The following is a 17792-nucleotide window of genomic DNA, read 5'->3' as shown; positions in this document are numbered from 1 at the left end:
AAATTCGTTTCGCTATTAATAAGCAAAGCAGTTCCAAGCCGCGAATTTGCGAAAAACGATTCGTTAAACAGCGAACCTGGTTCGCTATTTTGTCCGGAATCGGTTGAATCAATAGAGCCGCCCCGAGTAATGTTGTCGCCAACATTACTCGATCAAGAGAGGAGTCCCCAATGGAAAACAATTCGGAGTTTCAATCCGTCGATGAATACATTGCGTGCTTCCCGCCGGAGGTGCAGGAAGTGCTGCGACAGCTGCGAACCGTCATTAAAGAGGCAGCGCCAGGGGCAACAGAAAAGATCAGCTACCAGATGCCGGCGTTCGTGTTCCACGGAAACCTCGTTTATTTTGCGGCTTATAGAAAGCATATCGGGTTTTATCCGACGTCTTGCGGGGTGCATCCGTTTATGGATGAGCTGACGGACTATAAAGTATCTAAAGGGACGATCCAATTTCCGCTCGGCAAGCCGATTCCCTTTGATTTGATCAGCCGTATCGTCCGGTACAGGGTAGAGGAAAATATCGAGATAGCCAAAGGAAGAAGCAGAAAAAATAGTTGAAGCCCCGGTCGCCCGGGGCTTCATTTCTAATGCCTATTTGCGAGGGTAATATCCGAGGAACGCTTTCGAGTCAAAGTCGAATACGACAGTAAGCGGACCGATAAGGGCATCTTGATCGGTATTGTAAGTTACGGTAACGAGATTACCGCCTGCTGCTTGAATGTTGGCAAGCAGTCGTTTCTGTTCGTCGGTTGAGCCCATAACGAAAGCATCTTTGGCCGCGACAATCTCTACGGCAGCCTCGTCTTTATTCGTCGTGATGTGCGAGACTTGATCGGCGGCAGTTACTTGCTGCCAAGCGAGTTCGCGATATTGCTGCGCAGCTTCTGCGCTCATTTTGCCTTCGGCTGTTTGAAGATCAGAGAGGACGACCAGATAGAACAGCGGGCTTTGCGGCGGCAAGCTTTTCGTCATAAACGGGCCGTAGTAAGCGCGAACTTTCGTTCCGTCTTTCAGATCTTCCCATTTAACCGATTCGCCTTGCGAAGTAAGAACAGCCGTTTCTTTACCTGCGTTCAGCGTGAGCGTAGGAGTGGCAATTCCATCCTTCGTCTCGCCGAACTGGACTTGCCAGCCGTCTTCCGTATGCTGTACCGATTGAATGACATCTTCCTTGATCAAACGTTCAGCGCCAACCGTGATCGATGCCGCATGAGACTGGCCAGGGAAGCTCATCGTCATAATCGGGCCGTATTCGACCGTAATTTGCGTTCCGGCTTTCAAATCTTTGGCTGCGAAATTTTTGCCGTCTTGATCTTTAATGACAGTCTTATCATCGGCAAACAGAATGACCCATGCGTTGGAGCCTAGACCGAGATATTCGATACGATACTGGCCGTTGTCGGTTTTGACTACGTCGACGATAACGCCGGTTCCGCGCATATAATCAGCTTCCTCTTCGTTATCGGAGATGGCGTTCAATTCAATTTCTTTGTTCTTAGCGTCGTATTGGACATTGTATCCGAGCCCCGCTGCCGCGTCGCGCACCGGAATGTACGCTTTGCCGTCAATATAAACCGGAGTCAAGGATGTGCTCTCTCCGTTAATTAACACTTTCACTTCTTTGTGCCAGAAGCCGCTTACTTTCTCCACAATGCCGTTTGCTCCGGCAGCAGCCGTCGTTCCGAGCAGACCTGCAGCCGTTAAAAGGACAATCATTTTCTTCTTCATTAAGATATTGCTCCTCCCATGTTGTATTGTTAAGTTATGACAGTACCATTGACGAGCGTGTTTTTGAAAAGGTTGCGATTAATTTGAAAAAGTTATCGGCGATTTATTTAATGCAAACTTTTACAGCATTTATTTAATGATAATTATTGATAATTATCGCTAAAATTCGCAATGTATATACTGTAATTAAAAATGGCGTTACAGGCTCGAAATTCACCTGTAACGCCATTTTATTATTAGTTGAGCCGTGAACGGAGCAGGTCGAATGATTCTGGAGAAGCGCTAGCGTTCGCCTTTGTGAGCGGATTCCTGCATCGGTTAATTTAATGATAGGAATCCGCGAACAACAGCGATCGGAAGAACATTCGACTGCACCGTGAACCCGGCGATTTATACCGATAGCTTCAACAGAACCGAAGCATGCGGCGCAAGCTCGAAGCTAAGCGCGCTTCCAGCGGCGCCAAGAGACTCGCGTTTCCAAAGATCGCGAAGCTGATACTGACCAGAAGCAGACAGTCCGAGCTGCTCCAGCGTCACGCTGAGAGTATCGGACTGATCGCCGATGTTAAACAGCGCGACATAGGCGCTTCCGTCTTTCCCTTCGGCCGTCCATACGACTCGGTTGTCGTCGCGGCTCACTTGGCGCGCGCCGCTGCTGTCGCGATGAACCTCGAGCACTTCCTCGTTCGTCAGCAGCGACAGCGTCCAGTCGTCATTGTCGTTAAGCTCTCCGCCGAACATAAGCGGCGAGCGGAATATCGTCCAAAGCGACATCATCGTCACTTGCTCGTCACGGGTAAAGCGCGTCCACCGATCGGCTCCTCCGCCGTCTACGGAACGGATGCCGAGATGGCCTAGCGGCAGCATGTCGCAATCCGGCCAATGGCCTTCTCCGACATGAGGCTCCCACTTCTCGCAACGATCGAACATGTCATGCAGCAGCGGCCACAAATCCCAGTAATCGTCCGTTATACGCCACATGTTTGCAAGGGATGTCAGCTCCTTTGCATGCTCGACAGGAGCGGGGCCAGGCGACAGACTGAGCACGATCGGTCTTCCGCAGTTGTCGATGGCATTGCGGATCAACTCGATCTCGTCCAGGCGAATGCCATAAAGCCTCGAAGCGGCAATATCGTCCACTTTGACAAAATCAATTTCCCAAGAAGCGTACAGTTCAAAGAGAGAATTATAGTATTGCTGGGCGCCTTCCTTCGTTGCGTCTACGCCATACATATCGGTGTTCCACGGGCAAATGGAGCCTGTCCATGTTTGCGCAATGGAACGGGCCGTTGCAGCCGTGCCGAGAATCGGCGTATCGGCGTGAACGGCTTGCCGCGGAATGCCGCGCATAATATGAATGCCGAATTTGAGGCCGAGGCCATGGACATAATCGGCAAGCGGCTTAAAGCCTTGTCCGTTGGCTGCGGAAGGGAAGCGGTTGACTGCCGGAATAAGTCTCGAGTATTCGTCCGTTTCCAGCGGCACATAAGGACGGTATGCGGAGGAGTAAGCGCCCGGCTCGTACCATTGAATGTCGACAACGACATATTCCCAGCCGAACGGCTTCAAATGCTCTGCCATATAGCGCGCATTCGCTTTCACTTCTTCTTCGCGAACGCTGGCGCCGTAGCAATCCCAGCTGTTCCAGCCCATAGGCGGCGTTAAAGCAAGTTGATGATGGTTCATTATTGCTTCATCCCTTCGGAGTTTGATTGTTGGTTTTCAATAATCGTATCGCGAAGTCGGATGCGCTTCCAGCCTAATGTATTGCTCAAATGTGTAAAATATTGCTCTTTGACTCTAATCAAACATAAACCGGTCAATCGACGGCATTTCCTCGGCCTTGCGAAACTCGCCGGGCGTAAATCCGGTCCAACGGCGGAAAACTTTGCTGAAATAGCTGCCGTTCGCAAAACCGGCTGAACGCGCCACATCGTCAACTGTCATTCCTGAGCGCCGGAGAAGATCGACCGCATGTTCGATCCGGCAGCGTGTCAAATAGGCCAAGGGCGTTGAACCGGTAGCTGCGGCAAACGATCTTGCGAGATGATATTTGGAGCTGCCGGCAGACGACGCTATTTCATCCAGCCCTAAATCGGAACGGCTATAATTTCGTTCGATATGAACCGCGGCCTTACTGACGATATCGGGCCAGCTGCCGCGGTCTTTGCGATGCGCCGTTTGGGAGCGGCAAAGCTCCATGACGAACCGATAGACAAGCGCCGAAGCTTGATAGACGTCGTTGATCCGTCCAAGCCGAGCTTCGCTGTACAGCTGCTCCAGAATGCGGATGACCGGACTTCCCGCATCGAAATGCGGCAACGGCCCGAGCTCGCCGATGATGCGCTGCCATGTTTCCGCCAAATACTTTTGCCGGAACAAAATGAAATAGAACTCCCAGTGGCTGCTTGTGCCGGGCAAATAATACCGATGCTCCCCTGGAATATCTGCCATCAACGCGGTGCCGGCAGGGATATTGAAGACGTCTCCGCCGAGCTCAATCGCTCCGCAGCCGGAAACGGTATATTGGAACAAATAAAGCGGCCCGTCAATTCGCTTAATGCCATCCCAGCTATAGCTGTAATCGGTAACCTTGTCGCAGCCTACGGCGAACAATTGATAGAGCGGTACCTCGCTGCTGTCTTGAAAACGATAGCCGAACGTGCCGTATTTGTTAATGGAGTCCATTAGAGTTGTCGTCCTTTCAATCCGGCAAATACTGTTTGCGGTATTTTGTCGGAGGAACCCCTATTCGATTCGTAAAACAATTAGAGAAGTAAGGCGTGTTGTCAAAGCCGACGTACAGCGCGATTTTGCCGATGGGCCAGTCCGTCGTCAGAAGCAGCAGCTTGGCCTGATCCAGCCGGTAGTTCATCAGATACTCGATTGGCGTGACGCCGTACACCTGTTTCATGCAGCGGGTAATGTAATTGTAGTGAAAATGGAGCTCTTCTGACAGCGCGCTGCTGGTTACGTTGTGCCGATAGTTGTTTTTGATGAACGTTTCGGTCCGCTCAGCCACTGCAACCGCAGGGTGCTCATATTGCTCGAATTGGCGCGTATCCAGCAATTGAAGCATCGATTCAAAGCTTTGCTGACGGCTCCAATAGGCGCTCGACCGACGTTCGCCGGATGATTCCAGCAGCTTATCGGCTAGGCTTCGGATCAAATCGGGATGCGGCAGCGTCCAACGCTTCGGCAGGCGGAGCGAATACGGCACAGTCAAATAACGGCGAAAGTGCTCCTCAGCATCCGTCATTGCATTATCGTCGGCGCTTTCCGTCCAATCGCAAACCGTTTGAAAATGCACCCAAAAAAAGACCGTTTCTTCCTCGCAAGGCATAACGGAATAGTGATAACGGTTAGGAAGCAGTATAACCGCTTGCTCTGCCCCTAATTCCCACTGCCGGTCCTCTTCGCCAATATAGAGGCAGCCGGATTCGACGATGATAAGATCGAATACGCCGAGATTGAGCCTGCTCGGGTGCATGTCTCCTGGGGCGTATCGGACGCGGCCGCATTCGAGGAAATAGGGCGCGGGAGGAGCCTGCAAATACAGATGTTCAGCGGAGTGCAGCATTACAATGCTCGACCTCCAGTGTGATATTTTATAATTATTAGGTTGAATTAGCTTGTTTATCACTTCAATTATAAAGAATACAATAAGTACTGTCAGTATGAAATATTACAACAATATTGCGGAGGCGGTACTTATGTCGAAAACGGCGGCAATCGGTCGGGCGAAGCAAATTCCGTTGAAAAATGTAGCGATTAACGATCATTTTTGGAATTATTATATTAATCTCGTACGGAATGTCGTCGTTCCATATCAATGGGAAGCGCTTAACGACCGTGTGGAAGGCGCGGAGCCAAGCCGAGCGGTGCGTAATTTTAAAATCGCGGCGGGCATGGAGCAGGGCGAATTTTACGGCTTTGTTTTTCAAGACAGCGACGTGGCGAAATGGCTGGAGGCTGTCGCCTATTTGCTGGATGTGAAAAGAGATCCCGAGCTGGAGCGGATAGCCGATGAAATGATTGATATTATCGGCAAAGCGCAGCACGAAAACGGTTATTTGAATACCTATTTCACGATTAAGGAACCGGGCGGCAAATGGACGAACCTGATGGACTGCCACGAACTGTATTGCGCCGGACATATGATCGAAGCGGCGGTAGCTTATTACAAGTCGACGGGCAAAAGAAGGTTGCTCGAAATTGTAAGCAAATTCGCCGATTATATCGACGAAGTGTTCGGCAACGAACCGGGCAAGCTGAACGGCTATGACGGCCATCAGGAAATCGAGCTTGCGCTGGTGAAGCTGTATGAAGCGACTGGGAACGAGAAGTATCTCAAGCTAGGCAAATATTTTATCGATCAGCGCGGACAACAACCGAGTTTTTTTGCTAAAGAGCTGGAGCAACGGAAGGGCAAGTCTCATTGGGGACATACGGTAAAAGATATCGATAACGGCTACTTCCAAACCCATTTGCCGGTTAGAGAGCAGGAAAAGGCGACCGGACATGCGGTTCGCGTCGTTTATATGCTGACTGGCATGGCAGACATTGCGGCAGAAACCGGCGATCATGAGCTGCTCGCAGCATGCCGAAAGCTTTGGGACAATATCGCGAATCGTCAAATGTACATTACGGGCGGCATCGGCTCGATGCATCAAGGCGAGGCTTTCTCGTATGATTATGATTTGCCGAACGATACGGTTTACGCCGAAACTTGCGCTTCAATCGGCTTGATCTTTTTTGCGAACCGGATGCTTCGCATTGAACAGCGCGGCCGCTATGCCGACGTGCTGGAGCGAGCGCTCTACAATACAGTCGTTGGCGGGATGTCGCGAGACGGCAAACATTTCTTCTATGTGAATCCGCTTGAGGTGGATCCAAAAGCGTGCAGCGGGGGCAACCATAAAGTAGACCATGTGAAGCCGGTGCGGCAGGAGTGGTTCGGCTGCGCATGCTGCCCGCCGAATGTCGCCAGGCTGCTTGCCTCGCTTGGCGAATACATTTACACCGTAACGAACAATACGATTTACACGCATTTGTACATTGGCGGCGAAGCGCGCCTTCAAGTTGACGAAGGGGCGGAAGTGCTGCTGAAGCAGCAGTCGAACTATCCGTATGAAGGCGATATTGCGTTCGAGATCGAGCTGCCCGGCGAGCGAGCTGGCGCGCAATTTAGCCTTGCGCTGCGGATTCCGGGCTGGTGCAAGCAATCGTCGTTGACTGTAAACGGAACAAAGGTTGCCGTGGAGCCCGTAGATGGCTACGCCATTCTCGAGCGTGTCTGGCAAACGGGCGACCGGGTCGAGCTTACGCTCGATATGCCGGTGACGCGCATGCACAGCAATTCGCTCGTGCGGGGCAATGCCGGCAAAGTCGCTTTGCAGCGCGGCCCGCTCGTCTATTGCTTGGAGCAAGCGGACAACGGCTCGGGCTTGCATGAGCTTGTTCTGCCGTCAGGCGGCAAGCTGGTACCGGTTCGTATGCAAGGATTGTTCGAAGGCGAAAGCGTTGTCGCTATTGAGGCATTGGCGAAGCGCGTCCGGTATTCGGATGAATCGCTGTACAGCGCAAATGGCGCTGCGGTCATCGAGGACGCCCCGATCACGTTCATTCCTTATTATGCGTGGGCTAACCGCGGCGAAGGCGAAATGGCCGTTTGGGTAAGGGAAGGTCTGTAAGATACACTCAAAATTAGTTGGTTACATTTTCCTGCGAAATCAGATATACTTGCGATATAGCGAGTGAAGAACACCGCTCTTTTCCGTCCAGATACGGAGAGGAGCGGTGTTTTCTTTTTATGATTAAGGAGGCGAATGAGAATGGAGGAAGCTAAAGTTGCGGGCAGTTACGGAGGATGGATTGCCGGACAAGCAGCAGCTAGCAAAGGAGAACGAAGAAGACGACTGGATCATCATGGACATGCGGAAAAAATGTTCATCGAGCTGGTATGGAAACATGCGGTGAAAGGTTTTGACAATCTGCACGCGGAATGGGAGGTGAGCGATTTCAGGGATGGCGTCCGTTATGTGGATTATGCGTACATTCGCGGGTTCTATAAGATTGCGTTCGAAATAGACGGTTACGGTCCGCATTTGCGTGATACCGACCGGAGGCAGTTCGCCGATTCTTTATTGCGTCAAAATCATCTAGTGCTGGATGACTGGATTGTCATTCGTTTTTCGTTTGATGATATTAAGGAACGTCCGCGGCAATGCATTCAGCTTATTCAGCAGTTGCTTGGTAAATTATACAGCATAGACATTGAGGACGACTGCTGGTTAACGGTGGAGCAAAAGGAAGTGATTCGAATGACAATGCAGAAAAATGCGCCGATCACACCGTCAGAAGTTTGCCGGTTATTGGGCAGAGGCAATGAGTATACGCGGAAGCTGTTGCGCGAGCTGGTTAAACGGCAATATTTATCCCCAGCTTCTGGGAGCAAACGTGTACGCACGTACAAGCTAGGTGACAAGCGGAGCAATGTAAAATAGTGTTCTCGGTGAAGCGCCCAGAGCTTGAGAAATAACGCTGTGTGACAGCGTTAAAACGTCACCCGCCGAGGCGCTCGAGCGCTGAAATAACGCTGCGCGGCAGCGTTATTGGCTGTAAAAGGGCGAAGAGCGCCCGAAACTGGGGTAATAACGCTGTGTGACAGCGTTATTGCGTTGCCGAGGCGCTCAAGCGCTGAAATAACGCTGCGCGGCAGCGTTATTTGCTGTAAAAGGGCGAAGAGCGCCCGAAACTGGGGTAATAACGCTGTGTGACAGCGTTATTGCGTCGCCGAGGCGCTCAAGCGCTGAAATAACGCTGCGCGGCAGCGTTATTGGCTGTAAAAGGGCGAAGAGCGCCCGAAACTGGGTAATAACGCTGTGTGACAGCGTTAAAACGTCTCCGAGGGCGCTCAAGTGCTGAAATAACGCTGCGGTAAGCTACTCATACCGTCAGTTCATTTTCCGAATGCAGCTTTAAAGCATCCTGCAATAATCGTTTAAGCAAAGCTCCAAATGAGGCGAGAACGAACGAGGCAAAGGCTGCAACCAGTCCAAGCAGTATAATACCCGACGCATCTTCTTGCTTTGCCACATTAAACAAAAAGGGTTCCATCGCCAAATAAATAATGCTCTCACTGAATCCACAGTATTTGATTACATGTAATGCCCGAACCGACAGCTCTGAAAAAGCGATATTGTTATCAATATAAAGGAGCAATTTATAGGTCTGATACAGCGCGATGTAAAAAGGAATAATGGGTATAAAAAAAACGATATCCGAAAGATAAACTTTTCCTGGAAATTGGTCGCTCGTTCCTCGAAACAAGACAAGCAGCGCAAATATACATACGACAAGCGGCAGGATCCCCATAACCAAGATCCCCATAACCAAGACGGCAATCTTTAAAAATAAAGTCGATATACGTTTCTTCATCGAGCACCTCATCGGAACAAATTCAATGTTATTATAATACCGAATTTATTGTTTTACAATATATATAGATTGAATTTTAATATATTCATGTTGTTTCGAGCAATAAAAATCTGTAGGTTCCATCCGCAACACAAGTGAGCCGGAACTGCCTTCCTTAAAACGAACTACTTTTTAAGTTCGCAAATGTGTGATATTATAAAAACAAACATTTTCAAACTTGCAAGACGTTGTATTGTGTTGCCAAACTAACTCATTGAGCCCATCGAGGAGGAATTAATTATGGAAGTGCGTCACGCGACTAACCCGAACGACTTTAAACAATATACAACGGATCGTTTAAGAAAGGATTTTTTGGTTCAGGACATGTTTGTGCCTGACAAAGTACAGATGACATACAGCCACTATGATCGGATGATCGTAGGCGGCGCAAATCCGGTGCATGAGCAGCTTGAGCTGTCTGATCCGGATACGCTTAAAACAGACTATTTTCTGGAGCGCCGGGAGATCGGCTTCCTTAACATTAGCCATAACACGGCTGTCATCAAAGTAGACGGCGAAACGTATGAGCTGAATCGTCTGGAAGTTCTCTATGTCGGCAAAGGCAAACGGGAAGTGCTGCTGGAAAGCAAAGACAAAGCGAACCCGGCGAAGCTGTACTTCTGCTCCACGCCTGCTCACAAAGAAATCGAAACGCAAAAAATGACGATGGAGCAAGCGAACCCGACGCCGCTCGGATCGCTGGAAACTTCGAACGAACGCGTTATTTATAAGTACATTCACGCAGACGGCATTCAAAGCTGCCAGCTGATGCTTGGCGTAACATGCTTAAAAACAGGAAGCATCTGGAACACGATGCCATCGCATATTCATGATCGCCGCATGGAAGCGTATCTCTATTTCGATCTGAATGCGGACGCCCGCATTTTCCATATGATGGGCGAGCCGTCGGAGACAAGACATCTTGTCGTTGCCAACGAGCAAGCGATCATTTCGCCGCCGTGGTCAATCCACTCCGGTGCCGGCACAAGCAACTATTCGTTCTGCTGGTCGATGGCAGGCGAGAACTATTCGTTCTCCGACCAGGACTTTATTAAGATGGATGAGTTGAAATAAATGCTGGCAGCGGAACGACATCGGCAAATTGTCAAGCAGCTGGAGGAAAAAGGAAGCGTTAAAGTTTCCGAATTGAGCGAGCGGTTTGGCGTAACGGAGAAGACCGTTCGGGAAGATTTAGAGAAGCTCGAGGAAAAAGGTATCCTCAAACGGATTCACGGCGGCGCGGTGCTGGCTCAGGATGGAGAGGACAGCATATTGCCGCTCCAATACCCGAACAGCAAGCATCAGAAGGAGAAGGCGGCAATCGCCGACCTTGCGCTCTCCATTATTGAACCGAATGATATTATTGCGTTGGACGCGGGAAGCACAACGCTTGAAATGGCCAAGCGGATGAAAAATATGCCGATAACGGTGTTGACGAACGATTTGCTCATCATTCGCGAGTTGACGGCTAAAGATCAAATCCGTCTCGTCGTGCCCGGAGGCTATCGCCATCACAATTTGCTTATCGGCAACGAGTGGCATGATTGGATTAGGAGGCTTAACGTCCATAAGCTGTTTTTGTCGACAACCGGCATTCATACCGAATATGGTCTGACGATCTTTACCGAAGAGCTGACGAAGCTGAAACAGGTCTATATGGAATGCGCCAAACAAATTTATTGCGTTGCGGACCATAGCAAGTTCGATCGCGGAGCGCTCATTACGTTCGCAGGGTTGGATTCGATCCAATGCATTATGACTGACGCGGCAATTGACGATGCGGTCGTTCGCAAGTACGAGGAGCACGGCGTTCGCATTATGAAGGCGCAGGGTTAGCTGAGGCCGGATCACCGGAGTTACGGCGCGAATTTCGATTTTGTAGAGGATGGTGCAACGATGAGTTATTTTGATCTGACCGGAAAAACAGCAATCGTAACGGGAGCAGGCCGCGGTCTTGGCTCGGCGATTGCGCTAGGTCTGGCGAAAGCGGGCGCGGATATCGCGCTCGTCACAAACAGCACGCCGGCAACAGCAGTTAAAACGGAAGTGGAGGCTCTGGGTCGCAAAGCGATTACGATTCAGGCTGACGTTTCGGATCGCAGTCTGCTGCCGGGAATTATCGAGCAGACGCTCCAAGGCCTTGGCCGTTTGGACATTCTCGTCAACAATGCAGGCATCATTCGCCGCACGCCTGCAGCTGATCACAGCTATGACGATTGGCAAGCGGTGCTTGACGTCAATTTGAATTCCGTATTCGTTCTTTGCCAGCTTGCCGGCAATCATATGATTAAGCAAGGCTCGGGAAAAATCATCAACATCGCATCTATGCTCAGCTTCCAAGGCGGCATCAACGTTCCCGGCTATACGGCAAGCAAACATGCCGTTGCCGGCTTGACGAAAGCGCTGGGCAATGAGTGGGCGGCAAAAGGCGTGCAAGTGAATGCGATCGCACCGGGTTACATGGCGACGGATAATACAGAAGCGCTGCGTGACGATCCGGTCCGCAGCAAGCAAATTTTGGATCGCATCCCGGCCGGAAGATGGGGAACGTCCGAAGATATGATGGGCCCGACGATTTTCCTTGCGTCGCAAGCGTCCGATTACATGGCGGGCCATGTGCTTTGCGTGGACGGCGGCTGGATGAACCGCTAGTACGGATAGTACAACCGCTGGAAGTGTGGTAAGCTTTGGACAAATTCATTTCGGTGATTAGGGTGATTGTCCATAATGGCGGAAAAAGAAGAACTGACGAGGTTCGGGGTTTCGTTCCCCGCGCCGTTGATCGAGCAATTCGATGAGTATGTTCAGGAGCAGGGTTATTCAAACCGCTCGGAAGCGATCCGGGATTTAGCGCGCAAGGCGCTGCTGGAACCGTCGCGGCTGAAGTCGGAGCAAACGGTCGCAGGCACAATTGTAATGGTGTATGATCATCATGTTCGTGAACTGCCGCTGCTTCTTATGGAGCTTCAACATGATTGCCATCACGATATTATTTCGAACATGCATGTGCATTTGAACCATAATCAATGCTTGGAGGTCATTGCGGTAAGAGGCCAGCTTGGGAGGCTTCGCCAGCTTCATCAGCAGATTCAGGTGCAGAAGGGCGTTACGTACGCCGAGCTGTCCGTCACATTTGCGGAGGAGCATGGAACGGACGAGCATAGACATCACGAGCATGAATGATGAGAGAATAAACGGCTTCGGAGAAGGGGGATAAACCTTTCGCCGGAGCCGTTTTTATTTTTTTTAGGCTATGTAAATTATTTACTTCTTCTTAATCGAGCCAACCTGTTTGACTTCAATTTAACATGGAACCATTGCCTGAAAAACAAACAAATTTTCAAATAAACTGACCGTTAATTAGAAAATGCTGAATGCACTGAATGCCTAAGCTTGGCGATGTCCATTATCGAAAACAGGCAGGAAATGGCCGCTGCTAGATATTGATGTTAAGTTTTCTTCCTTCACAAGCGGATTTAATGGAAAAAATGGATGCCTGTCCATCTGTTCCGTGTTACAATTTTTTAAAAATGTAACACGGAAAAAGCGGTGAGGAGGATAAGTAGTGAAACATAGTCGATGTATGAAAGCAATCGTCTTGATAATGACTGCATCGCTGCTGCTAGCTTTATCGGCCGGATGCACCGGGGTGGAAAAACCGACTCGGCAAGAGCAGCGGCCTGCGCAAACTAAGGATGAATTGCTGCTGGCTATTGGCGCAGAGCCTGAAGACGGATTCGACCCGACGACCGGATGGGGAAGGTACGGATCGCCGATGTTTCAAAGCACGCTGTTCAAGCGCAGCAGCGATATGAGCATCGCCAACGATATTGGCGAGAAGTACAGCATTTCGGAGGATGGAAAACAATGGACGGTGCAGCTGCGAGGTGGCGTTAAGTTTTCTGACGGGCATCCGCTGACAGCTGCCGATGTCAAATTTACGTTTGAGACTGCCGCAGGCAAAGGCTCTACGGTAGATGTTACGAATGTGGCCGACATCAGCACAAATGGGGATTATGAAATCATTTTTACATTACATGAGCCTCAATCGACCTTTATTACGCTGCTCACAACGCTGGGCATCGTTCCCAAGCATGCATACAGCGGCGACTACGCTCAGCATCCGATCGGTTCCGGACCGTACAAGCTTATTCAATGGGACAAAGGACAACAAGTCATTGTTGCCTATAACGATCTTTATTACGGAGACAAGCCATTCTTTAAAAAGATGACGTTTCTGTTCTTGAGCGAGGATGCCGCATTTGCCGCAGCTAAGTCGGGTCAGGTTGATGTCGCTTATATTCCGTCCGCTTTTAGCAAGCAATCGGTGAACGGCATGCATGTCGAAGCGGTGAAGTCGGTCGATAATCGCGGCATTATGCTTCCTTTCGTCCTTCCTGGCGGGAAGACAGAGCTGGGCCATCCAATCGGCAATGCCGTAACGGCTGATCTCGCGATTCGTCAAGCGGTGAATTACGCAATTGATCGGGCCGCGCTGGTGGAAGGCATTCTGGAGGGCTACGGCACGCCCGCCTATACGGTTAATGACGGTCTTCCATGGTGGAATCCGGATACGGTTTTTGAAGACGGCGATATCGGCAAGGCGGCAAAATTGCTTGCTGAAGGCGGCTGGAAGGACAGCGACGGCGACGGCATTGTCGAGAAAAACGGCATGAAAGCGAAGTTCACGCTGCTGTATCCAGCCGGGGATATGAACCGCCAATCGTTGGCGCTTGCGGTTGCCGACATGGTAAAGGCAGCAGGCATTCAGATCGAAGCGAGCGGAAAAAGCTGGGATGACATCGGCAAGCTGATGTATTCCAATGCCGTTCTTTTCGGCTTCGGAAGCCAAGATCCAATTGAGATGTACAACTTGTACAGCAGCAAATTCCGCGGTGTGGATTACTATAATTCCGGCTACTACAGCAATGCGGCGGTAGACGGCTGGTTTGAGAAGGCGCTGCTGGCGCGCAACGAGAGGGATGCGATGGAATATTGGAAGAAAGCGCAATGGGACGGCACGACCGGCGTTGGCGTTCAAGGAGATGCCGCATGGGCGTGGCTTGTCAATATTGATCATCTTTATGTTGTCAAAGACGGCCTCGATATCGGGAAGCAAAAAATTCATCCGCATGGTCATGGCTGGCCGATCACCGACAATATCGAAGAATGGCGCTGGTTAAATGAGTAGGCTGGCAAAAGAGAGCGCATTGCCGCAGCTTGCGTCGGCGCTGCTGCTGAAGGCGATTCGGCTTGCTTCCTTGCTTGCGGCGCTGAGCATCGTTTCTTTTATTCTCGTAAGCCATTCTCCTGTCGACCCTGTCCAAGCTTATATCGGGGCAGACCTGCTCGTCGTCAGCCACGAGCAGAGAGAGCAGATCGCGGAATATTGGGGGTTAAACGACCCGCCGCTTCAGCAATTTTTGAGATGGGGCTCGGCGCTGCTGCATGGCGATATGGGCGTCTCGATGATTTACCGCCAGCCTGTGCTAGATGTCATTGGCGATCGGTTTATGAGCTCGCTCGCGCTAATGGCCGCATCGTGGCTGCTGTCCGGCGTTATCGGCTTCGCGGCAGGGTCGCTCGCTGGCATGAATCAGGGCCGATGGCCCGATAAAATAATTAAATGGTACTGTTACACGTTGTCTTCCACGCCCGCATTTTGGATGGGGCTGCTGTTATTAATTGTTTTTGCCGTATGGCTTGGCTGGTTCCCCGTTGGGATGGGCGTTCCGGCAGGCGTGCTTGCCGAAGAAGTGTCCTGGCTAGACCGTCTGCGCCATATGGCGCTGCCGGCATTAACGCTCAGCATTGTGGGTATTTCCAATATTGCCTTGCATACGCGGCAAAAGCTGATCGACGTGCTGGAAAGCGATTATGTCTGGTTTGCGAGAGCGCGCGGCGAGAAAGGAACCAAGCTGTTTCTCAGGCATGGGCTGCGCAACATTGCGCTTCCCGCGCTAACGCTTCAATTCACATCTTTTGGCGAGTTGTTTGGAGGCGCCGTGCTGGCGGAGCAAGTATTTTCATACCCTGGGCTTGGCCAGGCTACAGTTGAAGCCGGCCTTCGCGGCGACGTGCCGTTGCTGCTAGGCATTGTGCTTATTACCGCCGTATTTGTGTTCGCGGGCAATGCGGCTGCAGATTTGCTGTACCGGCTTATTGACCCCAGAATGAAAGAACGGGGGCAATGGAGATGAGAACATTAAGGAGCCCCGAGCAGCCAGAAGCCTATCGCTCGTTATGGCCCGGTTTATCGGCATTACTCTTTCTACTGCTCGCCGGAGGCGGGGGATTGCTGCTCGGTGATGAGCCGTTGTCGACCCATTTGGACAGCCGCAGCCTTCCGCCAACGTTTGCTCATTTATTCGGCACCGACTGGCTTGGACGCGATATGTTTAACCGCACGGTAAAAGGGCTCGGCCTAAGCATGGCGGTTGGCTTTCTTGGCGCCGTTTCCAGCAGCCTCATCGCTGCCGTCGTCGGCTTGCTGGCTGCAACGATGGGGCGAGCCGCAGATCGCTTCCTTAGCTGGCTTACTGATTTATTTCTAAGCGTCCCGAATCTGGTGACGCTGATTCTCATCGCTTTCGTGTGCGGCGGCGGATTGAAAGGCATCGTGATTGGCATCGCATGCACGCATTGGCCAAGCTTGGCGCGGGTTGTCCGCGCCGAGATGAAGCAGCTGCGAAGCTCGGAGTACATCCTTGTTTCGCGCAGGCTGGGCAAATCCCGGCTATGGATCGCACGGCATCATCTGTTGCCGCATTTGGTCCCTCAGCTGCTGGTCGGCATGCTGCTGATGTTCCCTCATGCGATTCTGCATGAAGCGGCAGTAACGTTTATCGGGTTAGGGATGTCGCCGCATCAGCCGGCGATCGGCATTATTTTATCGGAATCGATGCGTTACTTGTCGACTGGCATGTGGTGGCTCGCGTTTTTTCCTGGGCTGTGCCTGCTGCTTATGGTGAGAGCCTTCGATACGTTCGGCGGGATGATCCAAAAACTGGCCGGTTCAAGCGGGCATCATGATTGAGAAAGGGGGCGGCTAGGTTGGCATTGTTGGAAGTGAAAGGGCTGTCGGTTTCGTTTCTGCGTCAAGCCGGGCTGTTCAAGCAGCGCAGGATGGACGTTATACATGATCTTGATGTTGCGGTCGAAGCGGGGCAAGTGGTTGCGGTCATCGGCTCAAGCGGTTCCGGTAAAAGCTTGCTTGCCCACGCGATTATGGGCCTGCTTCCCGGCAATGCCCGCATGGGCGGCACGATTATCTTCGATGGAGCGCCGCTCAATGCGGCGAAGCTTGATAAGCTGCGGGGCAAAGACATTGCGATCGTGCCGCAATCGGTTACCTATCTCGACCCGCTCATGAGGGTCGGCAAACAAGTGCAGCTTGCAGCGGCTGCGGGTACAGATGCGAAAATGCGGCAGCGGGAGTCGTTTGCGCGCAATCGGCTAGCTGAGTCGACGGAGCGGCTCTATCCGCATGAGCTGTCCGGCGGGATGGCTCGCCGCGTACTGGCGTCGACGGCGCTCATTAGCGGCGCAAGACTGATTGTCGCAGACGAGCCAACGCCCGGCTTGAACGAGGAGGCCGCTCGCGAGACGGCGCGGCAATTCCGCGAGCTGGCAGACGGCGGCTGCGCCGTATTGTTCATTACGCATGACATTCGGCTGGCTTTGTCGTTTGCGGATCGGATTGTCGTGCTGTACGGCGGCACGGTGATGGAAAATGCGGCAGCTGCTGATTTTACCGGCGGAGGCGAGCGGCTGCGCCACCCCTACACGAAAGCGCTATGGCGCGCACTTCCGGGCAACGGGTTCGAGCCGCTGGCCGGATCGCAGCCGCACCCGGACGAGCTGCCGCCCGGATGTTTGTTTGCCCCGCGTTGCGGCTATGCCTCGGAGAAATGCCAGTCGGAGCGGCCGGAGCTAACGGCGGTCAATGCTGGAACAGCGAGGTGCTTTCATGCTTCTTGAAGGAAAAGGATTGGGCTTTCGCTATGACCGTCGCGGCGTTTGGCTATTCCGCGATCGGGAGCTGTCGGTGTCAGCCGGCGAAATCGTCGGGCTTGCCGGTCCAAGCGGCTGCGGCAAAACGACGCTGGCTAAGCTGCTCGCCGGCTGCGCTGCTCCCGAAGAGGGCGAGGTGCGCTTCGACGGGAAGCCGCTGCTTGAGGTGAAGGGCTGCTCTCCCGTGCAGCTCGTGTTTCAGCATCCCGAGCGGGCGGTTAATCCGCGCTGGCGGATGCGCCAAATCGTGGAAGAGGGCGGCAGGCCGGAGCCGTTATTGCTGGATGCGATGGGCATTGCCGAAGAGTGGCTTGACAGAAGGCCAAGCGAGCTATCGGGCGGCGAGCTGCAGCGCTTTTGCATCGCTCGTGCGCTTGGCGGCCAGACGCGCATGCTGATCGCTGACGAAATGACGACGATGCTCGATGCGGTCACGCAGGCGCAAATATGGAATACGGTGCTAGGTGTTGTGCGGCAGCGGGAGCTCGGGCTGCTCGTAATCAGCCACGAACGTCCGTTGCTTCATCGGCTTTGCGACCGCATTGTCGAGTGGAAGTCGTAAGCCGACAAAAA

Annotated in this window: 18 protein-coding genes; 12 read left to right on the top strand and 6 right to left on the bottom strand. The window is 52.0% G+C overall.

Features of this window, described 5'->3' with window-relative positions:
• The first annotated feature begins 170 nt into the window (after window positions 1-170).
• Entirely contained in the window at window positions 171-557 is a 387-nt protein-coding gene (locus GOM71_RS14680) for an iron chaperone (RefSeq protein WP_156282350.1), read from the top strand.
• A 33-nt stretch (window positions 558-590) separates the two neighbouring features.
• Here the strand turns inward: GOM71_RS14680 and GOM71_RS14675 are convergent, their stop codons facing one another.
• From GOM71_RS14675 to GOM71_RS14660, 5 genes are all read right to left on the bottom strand, one after another.
• Window positions 591-1727, bottom strand: coding sequence for a stalk domain-containing protein (locus GOM71_RS14675; protein ID WP_156282348.1), 1137 nt, complete (start codon window positions 1725-1727; stop codon window positions 591-593).
• 390 nt (window positions 1728-2117) lie between these two features.
• Window positions 2118-3413 (bottom strand): glycoside hydrolase family 27 protein, encoded by a 1296-nt coding sequence (locus tag GOM71_RS14670; protein WP_156282346.1) that lies wholly within the window; start codon window positions 3411-3413, stop codon window positions 2118-2120.
• On the bottom strand, window positions 3413-3535 hold the full coding sequence (locus GOM71_RS24730; protein WP_301539635.1) for a hypothetical protein: 123 nt from the start codon (window positions 3533-3535) through the stop codon (window positions 3413-3415). Before GOM71_RS24730 ends, GOM71_RS14670 begins: the two co-directional genes overlap by 1 nt.
• Window positions 3528-4415, bottom strand: coding sequence for a helix-turn-helix transcriptional regulator (locus GOM71_RS14665; protein WP_156282344.1), 888 nt, complete (start codon window positions 4413-4415; stop codon window positions 3528-3530). Before GOM71_RS14665 ends, GOM71_RS24730 begins: the two co-directional genes overlap by 8 nt.
• Window positions 4416-4431: 16 nt before the next feature.
• Window positions 4432-5307, bottom strand: coding sequence for a helix-turn-helix transcriptional regulator (locus tag GOM71_RS14660; protein WP_156282342.1), 876 nt, complete (start codon window positions 5305-5307; stop codon window positions 4432-4434).
• A gap of 133 nt (window positions 5308-5440) precedes the next feature.
• On the opposite strand from GOM71_RS14660, the gene GOM71_RS14655 reads away from it, so the two are divergent.
• Both GOM71_RS14655 and GOM71_RS14650 read left to right on the top strand, forming a co-directional pair.
• Complete coding sequence (locus GOM71_RS14655) at window positions 5441-7420, top strand: glycoside hydrolase family 127 protein (RefSeq protein ID WP_156282340.1); 1980 nt, start codon at window positions 5441-5443, stop codon at window positions 7418-7420.
• Between the two features lie 141 nt (window positions 7421-7561).
• Window positions 7562-8233, top strand: a complete 672-nt coding sequence (locus tag GOM71_RS14650; RefSeq protein WP_156282338.1) for a DNA-binding response regulator — start codon at window positions 7562-7564, stop codon at window positions 8231-8233.
• Window positions 8234-8675: 442 nt separating this feature from the next.
• On the opposite strand, the gene GOM71_RS14645 is transcribed toward GOM71_RS14650, so the two are convergent.
• Window positions 8676-9167, bottom strand: coding sequence for a DUF2975 domain-containing protein (locus GOM71_RS14645; protein WP_156282336.1), 492 nt, complete (start codon window positions 9165-9167; stop codon window positions 8676-8678).
• Window positions 9168-9446: 279 nt separating this feature from the next.
• On the opposite strand from GOM71_RS14645, the gene kduI reads away from it, so the two are divergent.
• The 9 genes from kduI (at window position 9447) to GOM71_RS14600 (ending at window position 17781) form a co-directional block, all read left to right on the top strand.
• Window positions 9447-10280: a 5-dehydro-4-deoxy-D-glucuronate isomerase gene (kduI, locus tag GOM71_RS14640; RefSeq protein ID WP_156282334.1), complete on the top strand. Its 834-nt coding sequence runs from the start codon at window positions 9447-9449 to the stop codon at window positions 10278-10280.
• Window positions 10281-11042 carry a DeoR/GlpR family DNA-binding transcription regulator gene (locus tag GOM71_RS14635; protein ID WP_156282332.1) on the top strand — a complete coding sequence of 254 codons (762 nt, stop codon included), beginning with the start codon at window positions 10281-10283 and terminating at the stop codon, window positions 11040-11042.
• Between the two features lie 60 nt (window positions 11043-11102).
• Window positions 11103-11858: a 2-dehydro-3-deoxy-D-gluconate 5-dehydrogenase KduD gene (kduD, locus tag GOM71_RS14630; RefSeq protein WP_156282330.1), complete on the top strand. Its 756-nt coding sequence runs from the start codon at window positions 11103-11105 to the stop codon at window positions 11856-11858.
• 75 nt (window positions 11859-11933) lie between these two features.
• Window positions 11934-12389, top strand: coding sequence for a nickel-responsive transcriptional regulator NikR (gene nikR, locus GOM71_RS14625; protein WP_156282328.1), 456 nt, complete (start codon window positions 11934-11936; stop codon window positions 12387-12389).
• A 400-nt stretch (window positions 12390-12789) separates the two neighbouring features.
• Window positions 12790-14397 carry an ABC transporter substrate-binding protein gene (locus tag GOM71_RS14620; RefSeq protein ID WP_173275647.1) on the top strand — a complete coding sequence of 536 codons (1608 nt, stop codon included), beginning with the start codon at window positions 12790-12792 and terminating at the stop codon, window positions 14395-14397.
• Window positions 14390-15406, top strand: a complete 1017-nt coding sequence (locus GOM71_RS14615) for an ABC transporter permease (protein ID WP_156282326.1) — start codon at window positions 14390-14392, stop codon at window positions 15404-15406. Before GOM71_RS14620 ends, GOM71_RS14615 begins: the two co-directional genes overlap by 8 nt.
• Complete coding sequence (locus tag GOM71_RS14610; protein WP_483311046.1) at window positions 15403-16242, top strand: ABC transporter permease; 840 nt, start codon at window positions 15403-15405, stop codon at window positions 16240-16242. Before GOM71_RS14615 ends, GOM71_RS14610 begins: the two co-directional genes overlap by 4 nt.
• A gap of 17 nt (window positions 16243-16259) precedes the next feature.
• A complete protein-coding gene (locus GOM71_RS14605) occupies window positions 16260-17186 on the top strand; it encodes an ABC transporter ATP-binding protein (protein ID WP_173275642.1) in 927 nt (308 codons plus the stop codon).
• Window positions 17176-17781 (top strand): ABC transporter ATP-binding protein, encoded by a 606-nt coding sequence (locus GOM71_RS14600; protein WP_156282322.1) that lies wholly within the window; start codon window positions 17176-17178, stop codon window positions 17779-17781. The genes GOM71_RS14605 and GOM71_RS14600 overlap by 11 nt, the downstream gene beginning before the upstream one ends.
• Window positions 17782-17792: the final 11 nt, after the last annotated feature.

This window comes from Paenibacillus sp. NEAU-GSW1, assembly GCF_009737085.1.
In the GTDB taxonomy this organism is placed as follows: domain Bacteria; phylum Bacillota; class Bacilli; order Paenibacillales; family Paenibacillaceae; genus Pristimantibacillus.
Note: the sequence above shows the minus strand (reverse complement) of the source record. Positions and strands in the feature narration are given on the sequence as shown.

What these genes read in the sequence shown, in the direction of transcription:
- GOM71_RS14620 (WP_173275647.1), top strand. Translation starts at nt 12,790, where the DNA reads ATGAAAGCAATCGTCTTGATAATGACTGCATCGCTGCTGCTAGCTTTA.
- GOM71_RS14655 (WP_156282340.1), top strand. Translation starts at nt 5,441, where the DNA reads ATGTCGAAAACGGCGGCAATCGGTCGGGCGAAGCAAATTCCGTTGAAA.
- GOM71_RS14645 (WP_156282336.1), bottom strand. Translation starts at nt 9,167, where the DNA reads ATGAAGAAACGTATATCGACTTTATTTTTAAAGATTGCCGTCTTGGTT.
- GOM71_RS14675 (WP_156282348.1), bottom strand. Translation starts at nt 1,727, where the DNA reads ATGAAGAAGAAAATGATTGTCCTTTTAACGGCTGCAGGTCTGCTCGGA.
- kduD (WP_156282330.1), top strand. Translation starts at nt 11,103, where the DNA reads ATGAGTTATTTTGATCTGACCGGAAAAACAGCAATCGTAACGGGAGCA.
- GOM71_RS14660 (WP_156282342.1), bottom strand. Translation starts at nt 5,307, where the DNA reads ATGCTGCACTCCGCTGAACATCTGTATTTGCAGGCTCCTCCCGCGCCC.
- nikR (WP_156282328.1), top strand. Translation starts at nt 11,934, where the DNA reads ATGGCGGAAAAAGAAGAACTGACGAGGTTCGGGGTTTCGTTCCCCGCG.
- GOM71_RS14670 (WP_156282346.1), bottom strand. Translation starts at nt 3,413, where the DNA reads ATGAACCATCATCAACTTGCTTTAACGCCGCCTATGGGCTGGAACAGC.
- GOM71_RS14615 (WP_156282326.1), top strand. Translation starts at nt 14,390, where the DNA reads ATGAGTAGGCTGGCAAAAGAGAGCGCATTGCCGCAGCTTGCGTCGGCG.
- GOM71_RS14680 (WP_156282350.1), top strand. Translation starts at nt 171, where the DNA reads ATGGAAAACAATTCGGAGTTTCAATCCGTCGATGAATACATTGCGTGC.
- GOM71_RS14650 (WP_156282338.1), top strand. Translation starts at nt 7,562, where the DNA reads ATGGAGGAAGCTAAAGTTGCGGGCAGTTACGGAGGATGGATTGCCGGA.
- GOM71_RS14635 (WP_156282332.1), top strand. Translation starts at nt 10,281, where the DNA reads ATGCTGGCAGCGGAACGACATCGGCAAATTGTCAAGCAGCTGGAGGAA.
- GOM71_RS14600 (WP_156282322.1), top strand. Translation starts at nt 17,176, where the DNA reads ATGCTTCTTGAAGGAAAAGGATTGGGCTTTCGCTATGACCGTCGCGGC.
- GOM71_RS14665 (WP_156282344.1), bottom strand. Translation starts at nt 4,415, where the DNA reads ATGGACTCCATTAACAAATACGGCACGTTCGGCTATCGTTTTCAAGAC.
- GOM71_RS14610 (WP_483311046.1), top strand. Translation starts at nt 15,403, where the DNA reads ATGAGAACATTAAGGAGCCCCGAGCAGCCAGAAGCCTATCGCTCGTTA.
- kduI (WP_156282334.1), top strand. Translation starts at nt 9,447, where the DNA reads ATGGAAGTGCGTCACGCGACTAACCCGAACGACTTTAAACAATATACA.